The organism is Clavibacter lycopersici (genome assembly GCF_003576405.1).
Lineage (GTDB): Bacteria > Actinomycetota > Actinomycetes > Actinomycetales > Microbacteriaceae > Clavibacter > Clavibacter lycopersici.
Map to the genome: position 1 here is coordinate 1 of NZ_QWGT01000309.1, position 2,685 is coordinate 2,685.

Here is a 2,685-nt window from a genome sequence, read left to right on the forward strand (position 1 = left end):
TGCGGCGCCCCAGCCGGGAGGCGGCGGGAAGCCGGGCGGGGGCGGGGCAGCGTGGTCGGGAGGGGTCGTCGAGCCGGGAGGCGGCGGGGAGCCGGCGCCCGTGCGACCGGCATCCGCGCCCGTGCGATCCGGATCCGGGGACCCTCCGGGGGAGGACGGTGCGCCGCCCGGGGCCTGCCAGCTCTGGTCATCGGTCACGCCCGCCAGCCTCCCACAGGCCGCGCGCGAAGTCCCGCCCCGGCGGGCCAGGCCGATCCCGCGGATCCACCGGCTACCCTGGGGGCCTACGAGGACAGGGAACCCAGATCACATGACAGCACGGATCCTGGTGGTCGACGACGACACCGCGCTCGCCGAGATGATCGGCATCGTCCTCCGCACCGAGGGCTTCGAGCCCTCCTTCTGCGGGGACGGCGGCCAGGCGCTCGCCGCGTTCCACGAGGCGAAGCCCGACCTGGTGCTGCTCGACCTCATGCTCCCTGGCCTCGACGGCATCCAGGTGTGCGACCTCATCCGCGCCGAGTCGGGCGTCCCCATCATCATGCTCACGGCGAAGTCCGACACGGCCGACGTCGTGAAGGGCCTCGAGTCCGGCGCGGACGACTACATCGTCAAGCCCTTCAACCCCAAGGAGCTCGTCGCCCGCATCCGCACGCGCCTGCGCCCGGCCGCCGCCGCGTCGCCCGGCCTCCTCCAGGTCGGCGACCTCGTGGTCGACGTCGAGGGCCACGAGGTGCGCCGCGGCGAGGAGCGGATCAACCTCACGCCCCTCGAGTTCGACCTCCTCCACGCGCTCGCCAGCCGGCCTCAGCAGGTGTTCACGCGCGAGATGCTCCTCGAGCAGGTGTGGGGCTACCAGTACAAGGCCGACACCCGGCTCGTCAACGTCCACGTGCAGCGCCTGCGCGCGAAGGTGGAGGACGACCCGGACAACCCGCGCATCGTCATGACCGTCCGCGGCGTCGGCTACCGCGCGGGAGCCGCGGCCTAGCCCGATGCGTCCCCTGCCCGTGTGGCTCGTCGACTGGAGGTCGTGGCCGCGCCGCCTCGTCCGGATCTGGGCGGTGTCCCTCCAGTTCCGCACCGTCCTCATCACGGTCGCGCTCTCGGGCGTCACGGTGCTGCTCATCGGCATCCTCATGACGCAGAGCATCTCGAGCGACCTCTTCCGCCAGCGGCTCGACACCGTGCTGCAGCAGTCGAACAGCGCCACCAGCCGGATGCAGGAGCAGTTCACCTCCTCCGACGCCTCCGACCAGACCGAGCTGGAGCAGCTCCGCACGCAGGTGTTCGACGAGCTCCGCGGCAGCGCCATCAACCTCTCCGACTTCGCCTTCCGCCGCACGCCCGGCACGGAGGCGCGCAACGTGCTGCAGAACGCGTCCACCGCGGACTACGTCGACAGCCTCTTGAGCGCCGACCTCCGTCGCGCTGTCGGCGAGGGCACGGGCACCCAGCAGTGGCAGTCGGTGGCGATCCCCGACGAGCAGGGCGGCACGAGCCCCGGCATCGTCGTCGGCTCGAGCATCGACATCCCCTCGGCCGGCCGGTACGAGCTGTACCTCGTCTACGACCTCGGCGACATCCAGCAGACCCTCGACTTCGTCGCAGGCACGATCCTCCTGGCGTTCCTCCTCCTGGTCGTCCTCATCGGCGCCATCGCCTGGCTCGTGGTGCGCCTGGTCGTCGCGCCCATCCGCGTCGCCGCCGACACCAGCCAGAAGCTCGCGGCCGGCCAGCTCGAGGAGCGGCTGCCGGTGAAGGGCGAGGACGTGATCGCGACCCTGGCCCGCTCGTTCAACGGCATGGCCGACTCGCTGCAGTCGCAGATCACGCAGCTCGCCGATCTCTCGCAGCTGCAGCAGCGCTTCGTGTCCGACGTCTCGCACGAGCTGCGCACGCCGCTCACGACCATCCGTCTCGCCGGCGGCGTGCTCTACGACCTGCGCGAGGACTTCAGCCCGCCCGCCGCCCGCAGCGCCGAGCTGCTGCACACGCAGGTGGAGCGGTTCGAGACGCTGCTCGCCGACCTGCTGGAGATCAGCCGCTTCGACGCGGGCGCCGTGGACCTCGTGACCGAGCCGACCAACCTCGTGCGGCTCGTCGAGGACTCCATCGAGGAGTTCGAGGGGCTCGCCGCGCAGAAGGGCTCCGAGCTGCGCCTGGTCGCGCCGGGCGGCTACTTCGACGCCGAGATGGACGCCCGCCGGGTCCGCCGCATCGTCACGAACCTCGTGGGCAACGCGGTCGACCACGGCGAGGGCCGGCCCATCGTGATCACGGTCGACAGCGACCGGGACGCGGTCGCGCTGGCCGTGCGCGACTACGGCGTCGGCATGACGCACGAGGAGATGGGCCACGTCTTCGACCGGTTCTGGCGCGCGGATCCCTCCCGCCAGCGCACCACGGGCGGCACCGGCCTCGGCCTCGCGATCTCCCTCGAGGACACGAACCTGCACCACGGCTGGCTGCAGCTGTGGTCCCGGCCGGGCGAGGGATCCTGCTTCCGCCTCACCCTGCCCCGCCGCCCGGACGTGCCCTTCGACAGCTCGCCCGTCGCGCTGCCGCCCGACGACCCCGCGGACGACCGCGCCGACGAGGAGGATGCCCGTGTCCCCAGCAGCTGAAGCGCACCACCGCCCCCGCGCGGGCCGCGCGCCGCGTCGCTCCGTCCGCGGGGCCGCC

2 protein-coding genes are annotated in these 2,685 nt (G+C 72.6%); both read left to right on the forward strand.

The genetic code is table 11. The annotated features are described in order from the left end of the window. Positions 1 to 310 precede the first annotated feature (310 nt). Entirely contained in the window at positions 311 to 991 is a 681-nt protein-coding gene (gene mtrA / locus DZG00_RS14350) for an MtrAB system response regulator MtrA (RefSeq protein ID WP_086520737.1), read from the forward strand. Positions 992 to 995: 4 nt separating this feature from the next. Continuing rightward, entirely contained in the window at positions 996 to 2,627 is a 1,632-nt protein-coding gene (mtrB, locus tag DZG00_RS14355; RefSeq protein WP_119383027.1) for an MtrAB system histidine kinase MtrB, read from the forward strand. Positions 2,628 to 2,685: the final 58 nt, after the last annotated feature.